This window comes from Micromonospora zhanjiangensis (assembly GCF_042650605.1).
In the GTDB taxonomy this organism is placed as follows: domain Bacteria; phylum Actinomycetota; class Actinomycetes; order Mycobacteriales; family Micromonosporaceae; genus Micromonospora_J; species Micromonospora_J zhanjiangensis.
In genome coordinates this window covers 1-5883 of sequence record NZ_JBHSBN010000071.1, presented here as the reverse complement: position 1 = coordinate 5883, position 5883 = coordinate 1, and the positions used below count along the sequence as shown (strand labels likewise).

The 5883-nt window shown below is 65.8% G+C and carries 4 protein-coding genes and 3 pseudogenes; 4 read left to right on the top strand and 3 right to left on the bottom strand.

Features of this window, described 5'->3' with window-relative positions; all coding sequences use genetic code 11:
* Nucleotides 1–191, top strand: a pseudogene (locus tag ACFOX0_RS33750) (hypothetical protein); the annotation flags it as partial.
* A gap of 947 nt (nt 192–1138) precedes the next feature.
* Here ACFOX0_RS33750 and ACFOX0_RS33745 read toward each other — a convergent pair.
* Both ACFOX0_RS33745 and ACFOX0_RS33740 read right to left on the bottom strand, forming a co-directional pair.
* On the bottom strand, nt 1139–2377 hold the full coding sequence (locus ACFOX0_RS33745) for a hypothetical protein (protein WP_377553680.1): 1239 nt from the start codon (nt 2375–2377) through the stop codon (nt 1139–1141).
* A complete protein-coding gene (locus ACFOX0_RS33740) occupies nt 2377–3168 on the bottom strand; it encodes a hypothetical protein (RefSeq protein ID WP_377553679.1) in 792 nt (263 codons plus the stop codon). Before ACFOX0_RS33740 ends, ACFOX0_RS33745 begins: the two co-directional genes overlap by 1 nt.
* 85 nt (nt 3169–3253) lie before the next feature.
* On the opposite strand from ACFOX0_RS33740, the pseudogene ACFOX0_RS33735 reads away from it, so the two are divergent.
* From ACFOX0_RS33735 to ACFOX0_RS33725, 3 genes and pseudogenes are all read left to right on the top strand, one after another.
* Nucleotides 3254–3379, top strand: a pseudogene (locus tag ACFOX0_RS33735) (transposase); the annotation flags it as partial.
* Between the two features lie 142 nt (nt 3380–3521).
* Nucleotides 3522–4694: pseudogene (locus ACFOX0_RS33730) on the top strand (IS3 family transposase).
* 139 nt (nt 4695–4833) lie between these two features.
* Nucleotides 4834–5091 (top strand): hypothetical protein, encoded by a 258-nt coding sequence (locus ACFOX0_RS33725; RefSeq protein ID WP_377553677.1) that lies wholly within the window; start codon nt 4834–4836, stop codon nt 5089–5091.
* Nucleotides 5092–5183: 92 nt separating this feature from the next.
* Here the strand turns inward: ACFOX0_RS33725 and ACFOX0_RS33720 are convergent, their stop codons facing one another.
* Nucleotides 5184–5633 (bottom strand): SitI3 family protein, encoded by a 450-nt coding sequence (locus tag ACFOX0_RS33720; RefSeq protein WP_377553676.1) that lies wholly within the window; start codon nt 5631–5633, stop codon nt 5184–5186.
* Nucleotides 5634–5883 lie beyond the last annotated feature (250 nt).

The following is a 5883-nucleotide window of genomic DNA, read 5'->3' as shown; positions in this document are numbered from 1 at the left end:
GCATCTACGGCTCCGGTGTCCAGATCGGCACCGGCTGGCAAGCCTTCACCTCGTACGGCCTCACCGACTTCAACGGCGACAACCGACCCGACATCATCGCGGCGAACAGCACCACGGGGATCCTGTGGTGCTACCCCATGAACCCCGATGGGACGATCGGCACCAGCAGCCAAATAGCAACCGGCTGGTAACAGCGAAGACCGAGGGTCGGCCGGGCGCTCAGGCACCTGGCCGACCCTGTCTTTCGCACACGCGCACCGGTGTTGTCTAGCCAAGCCACAAATCGATGCCGAGCGCCACCAGGGCTTCGACCCACAGCACGAGCCGAGATCGAAGCATTCGCGGCCCACCGGCCCGGCGGTACTCGTGGACTCGGTCCCGTCGTGGACCACCCGGAGCAGGCGTCCTCAGCCAGACCAGGTGAGCGCTTCCGCACGGGGAAGCGCTCACCACGGCCCATCGCCCCTGGTCACAGCCGGCCAAGCACTCCGGGACCCCGTGCTGCGCACTTCCGAAGGTCATAAGTGGTCACCCGTCACGTCATCGCAGCTCAGCCGCCCGGCCACCGATAGTGGACCTTCGAATCGAAGGCAAACGAAGATCAATCGACGCCTGCTCCCAATCCTGCTCCCAAGCAACCGTTAACCCCACGCCCCGCTCCTTACCGCCGAGCCGGCCGCAGGCCACTCTGCCTCGGGCGATGGACAGCCGTTGAAGTCCGTTCAGCCCTGTTGAGCGCAGATGTGTCTACGAACGGTCCACACCGGCCTGACCAGCACGAACACAACCAGCCCCAGGTCAGGCCGATACGATACGAGCAGCTCAGCCACTTCCAACGCGGTTCAGCGCCGTTGGGAGCGACCCGCTGCTCCCAATCTGCTCCCACCGCTCCCCCGCCGGTCCCCATGTCTACGGTTATGCCGACGACCGCGATGCGCACCCGATTCTCATGTGCAGAGCGACCCCATGAAGCGTCGGAGTGCCCGACGGCTACGCCGGACAGCACAGGAGATCACCCGGCGCGCGACAGCCGTCGTGATGACGACCACGACGGTCACCCGCCCAGTGTCCACTCATGCCGATGAGCGGATGTCGCAGAACTGCTACTACAGCTTGGTCTCCGAAACGTGGCGACACTTCACTCCTGAGCTTTTAGGAACTCGGCCGGGATGAAACCATGGAGCTTAAGCCCAGCGGCGATTGCCGGTTCCAGCCGCAGCAGGTGCTGCTCGTAGCGCTGCACGTAGTCCATGGACGGTGTGCGGAACAGCAGCGGAGTGAGCCGGGCGAGATCCCCGAAGTAGGGAGATGCCTGGGTCAGCACCGGCAGGAACGCGAGGCTCAACGTGTCGACGACGGTGAGGAGGCTCGTGTCGTAGCCCATGCACAGCTGGCGCTGGAAGTTTCGGAAGCGGTCGTAACGCAGGTCAACGGGTGGGTGGCTCCGTTCTGTCCACGCGACGGCCTGCCGGGTCCGCTTCCGTTGGTCGAGCTCCCACAGGACGGCGAACACGCAGAACGCCGTGTTGAGATGCAACAGTCGGTCGCCGAGGTCTACCCTCAGTCGGATCATCAAGCCAGCCGGGTCGTGCCCCCAGAGGATCTCGCCCACGCTCGACCGGACCGCGAACTCGTCTGCGTGCATCTCCAGGCACTGCAGGATCTCGGACGTCAAACCGTCAGGCACTTCGGCCGTGCTGCGCTGGCCCTCCGCCTTCGACTCATAGAGCGCCATCAGACCGAGCGTCTCCTTGGCAAAGCGGATGTGCCCGCACAGCGCGTGCGCGAGCTCATGGAACCACACCAGCCGGATGAGGTCATAGAACACGGCCCATGTGCCGAGCTCGTCCTCGGTGTAGATGTACATCGGCGACGGCCAGGTCTCGGCGATCCTGATGGCCTCAGCCGAGCTGACCTCGTGGTCCCCTGACAGAAGTGCCGAGAGCTCGACATCGCGCGGGGGGACGTCGGTGGACGCCCTGCTGGGGGCGGGGGGCCCGCTTCGGGGCCGACGCGACAGTGGCACCGACAGCCGGTCGCAGATTTTGACCAGGGCGAACACCCACTGGATTCCGACGACGACCACATGAATGTCTTGTACGGTGATCGCGTACGCCTTTACCGAGGGGTCGTTGGCGAGGTAGACGATCCCGCAGAACTCGTCGCGGCTGACGCGATTGATGTGCTGCCGACCGCTGAGGAAGTTTGACACCGAGCGCACTGCCCGGTCGATGTGCCGGACCAAGACGTCATCGCCCACGTGGTAGGGCGGCAGGATCGCGTCATCGCGGGATGCATCCAGCCATCTGCGCGCCACCGCCCCGGACTCATTGTCCAGCGTCAGGACGTGGATGCCCTTAATCTTAAGGGATGTCATCAGAAAAGCAGGAAATACTCGTCCTGGCCGTCGCCCTCGACCCGTCTGAAGGTGGCCGCCTCCTGCTGCTGCAAGGTGACCTCGTCGAGGCCAAGAATCACGATCTTGCGCCACCACCACATTCCGCGATGACCGACCTGCATGACTCTCGCGGCGATCACCGCGCCGTCGCCGAACTTCTCCATCGTTACGGCGCCCTGCTTTTTGGTGACGCTGAGGTTGCCTGAGAAGTCCGCTATGTTCACTCCACCCGGGGAGATCGACCCACTAGCCAATGCTTCGATCGAGGCCTCGCCGCCCTGCGAGGCCAGGAGCACGCCCCGGCCGGTGAGCTGCAGCTCGACCACGATCGCGTCACCCTTGAGCAGATCACCTGCCGCCAGGGCCGCCCGCAGCGCCGTTCGTACGCTGTCCATGTCCGGGAAACGGTGGAACCACTTGTGGCTCCCCAGCGCCGACACCCCGGCCTCCTGCCCGAACGACGCCTTGACTCCCGCCTTCGCTGCGCCGAGCCACTCGATGCTTTCGGAGGTCCCGCCGTTCACCGCCGCGACGAACTCGATCCCGGACGAGCTCTGGAACTGCCACTCTGACCTGTCATTGGGCTTCGGCGGCTTCGGCACGAGGCTCGACAACTGCGCCAGCGGCCCACTGTGCTGGAAGTAGTCACCAACCAGCCGCCCCTTGAGCCCCAACGGAATCCCGTCGTTCGGCTGCAGGTTGACGAACCAGCCCGGCGCCAAGCCGTACTGTAGCTGCCAGGCCCTCGAGTAGACGCTCGTCAGACTCATCGTCGTCCTCTTTCCTGGCGCAGCTCTGTCGGCGGTTGAGTCTTCCGGCAACCGACGCGCCCGTCAACAGCTTCTAAATTCGCAAGTGCTCGCGCGACTGACCTACCCCTTCCACAACGGAGGCACCGAAGGCGTCAACACCAAAAACAAGCTGATCAAACGACAGATGTACGGACGCGCGGGCTTCGCTCTCCTACGCCATCGAATCCTGACCGGTGTTGGCTGCACGACCTGCTGTTGCACGGCGGTGAGTTGGTCGGATATGCCATCTCTGCATGGGCCCAGCCTGAGCTTCCCCCGGTTTCCCGGACACCTGAGCTGAGGCGACACTGGTCGCCGAGGGAGGAGTTCGGATGCCCGCACCACACCCGCCGGAGTTTCGTCAGCGCGCGGTCGAGTTGGCTCGGCTGCGCACCAAGCCGATCCGGGAGATCGCGAAGGACTTGGGGATCTCCGAGTCGTGCCTGCGTAACTGGCTGGCCCAGGCCGACACCGATGACGGCATGCGGGAGGGCTTGACGAGCGACGAGCGCAGAGAGTTGGCGGCGCTGCGTAAGGAGAAGCGGCGCTTGGAGGTGGAGAACGAGATCCTGCGTCGGGCCGCGGCCTACTTCGCGCGGGAGAACGTCCTCCCAAAATGATCTACCCGGTCGTCGCTGATCTCGCCGCCGGCGGGATCGCGGTGGCGGTGACGTGCCGGGTCCTGGGGGTGTCGACGTCGGGCTACTACGACTGGCGGAGTCGGCCCGTCTCCGGGCGTGATGGATCTGGCCGATCAGGCGCTGGGTGAGCTGATCGGCCAGATCCATCAGATGTCGCGGGGCACCTACGGATCGCCGCGGGTGCACGCCGAGCTGCGGCTCGCGGCAGGGGTGCGGTGCGGCCGCAAACGCGTCGAGCGGCTCATGCGCCGCCACGGGTTGCAGGGCGTCTACCGGCGCCGCCGCAGGGGCTGCACCGTGCGCGACCCGCACGCGTCCCTGTCGGCGGACCTGGTCAACCGGCGGTTCGTCGCCGACCGGCCGGACGCGCTGTGGGTCACCGACATCACCCAGCACCGCACCCAGGGCGGCTGGGTGTACTGCGCGGTCGTGCTGGACGTGTTCGCCCGCCGGGTCGTGGGCTGGTCGATCGCCGACCACCTTCGCTCCGAGCTGGTCATCGACGCCCTCGACATGGCCCGCTGGCGCCGCCACCCCACCGAGGGGCAGACCGTGGTCCACTCCGACCACGGCGCCCAATACACGTCCTGGGCCTTCGGGCAGCGGCTCCGCTCGGCCGGGCTGCTCGGCTCGATGGGGTCGGTCGGCGACTGCTACGACAACAGCATGGTCGAGTCGTTCTTCGGCTCCATGCAGCTAGAACTGCTCGACCGCCACCCCTGGCAGAGCCGGCAGGAGCTGGCCAATGCCATCTTCGAGTGGATCGAGGCCTGGTACAACCCACGCCGACGCCACTCAAGCCTTGGCAACCTGTCCCCGATCGACTACGAACGACACCACACCCCGGCCGCAGCCGCGGCCTGACCATCACACGCAAGCCGTCCGGGAAACCGGGGGAAGCTCACCCGGAGCGTCCCGCGTCGGGTTGGATCTGCTCTATCAGCGGTGGCTGCCGGGACAGTGGCGGGATCCGGTGCCGGCTCCTTTGAGGGTCGGCGAACGCATGGCGGAGTTGGAGAGCGGTGGATGGTTCGATCTTGTCGGGGTGGAGATGATCCGCTGGACGCACCTGTTGACCCCGCAGAGTGCGCGGGGGCTGTGGGGAACGTTTCCGAATGTGCGGGAGTTGGACCCTGACCGGCGGGAGGCGTTCCTGCACGGCGTGGCCGAGGTCGTCGCCGGCCAACCGGGCGGTGTGGCCGAGGACCATTACGTCACGGCCCTGTATACGGCGAGACGACGGACCGACCCGGAGGCGTAGCCTTCCGCCGATCCGACAAACCCGGTCGTCGGAGGCTCACGGACGTGCCCAAGGCGTTCAATTCACCCCGATGCGGCGCCGCAATCATCCGCTCAAAGGTGAAGAATCCTGTCGTAGTCTTCCTCGTACCAGCCGTCGGCGTTGTGTTTCTGGGTGATTCCCTCGACGCGGGTCAACATCAGCGTGTCGCCGTTGAGGGTCAGGGCCGCGTCCTCGGTCCTGGCGGTGAGGATGCTGGCCACGGTCGCGAGCATGTGGGGTTTACCGGTGTCGGTCAGGGTGTCTTTTCGCATGTAGAAGGTGACGTCGACGTAGGTTTCCGGTTCCCATTGCCACAGCGACCCGGCGTCGTCCTCGGCGCAGTAGTAGCCGTGCCGGCCGGCGGTGATGTCGATGACGTAGCCGCGCTCGTCGTTCAGGTCGGCGCTGAGCATCCTGCCGCCCGACGCGGTAGTTGTCTCGACAGCCGCGGGGGCGGCCAGTTGCGCCACCTGCTCCAGCGGGATCTCGCCCGCCAGCGTCAGCCGGTATTCGATAGCCATCCGTACCCCTTCATCAGTTTTTCCGGACGATCTGAATGATCGCACCGCTACGCGTGACCGCCGCCAGTTCCTTCAGCCCCGCTATGGGCCAGTCGTCGAACTGCTTGTGCAGGGCGGCGATGTCTGTCAAGCCCCGGGTTTGATGGAGAGTTGGTTAGCTGGTTTTCAGGGGTGCGGTGACTGGGTGGGTCATCGTGTGTAGTGCTTCGTGCTCGGCGGGCGGGACGTGGCCGAGCTCGCCGTGTAGGCG

What these genes read in the sequence shown, in the direction of transcription:
- ACFOX0_RS33745 (WP_377553680.1), bottom strand. Translation starts at nt 2,377, where the DNA reads ATGACATCCCTTAAGATTAAGGGCATCCACGTCCTGACGCTGGACAAT.
- ACFOX0_RS33725 (WP_377553677.1), top strand. Translation starts at nt 4,834, where the DNA reads ATGGCGGAGTTGGAGAGCGGTGGATGGTTCGATCTTGTCGGGGTGGAG.
- ACFOX0_RS33720 (WP_377553676.1), bottom strand. Translation starts at nt 5,633, where the DNA reads ATGGCTATCGAATACCGGCTGACGCTGGCGGGCGAGATCCCGCTGGAG.
- ACFOX0_RS33740 (WP_377553679.1), bottom strand. Translation starts at nt 3,168, where the DNA reads ATGAGTCTGACGAGCGTCTACTCGAGGGCCTGGCAGCTACAGTACGGC.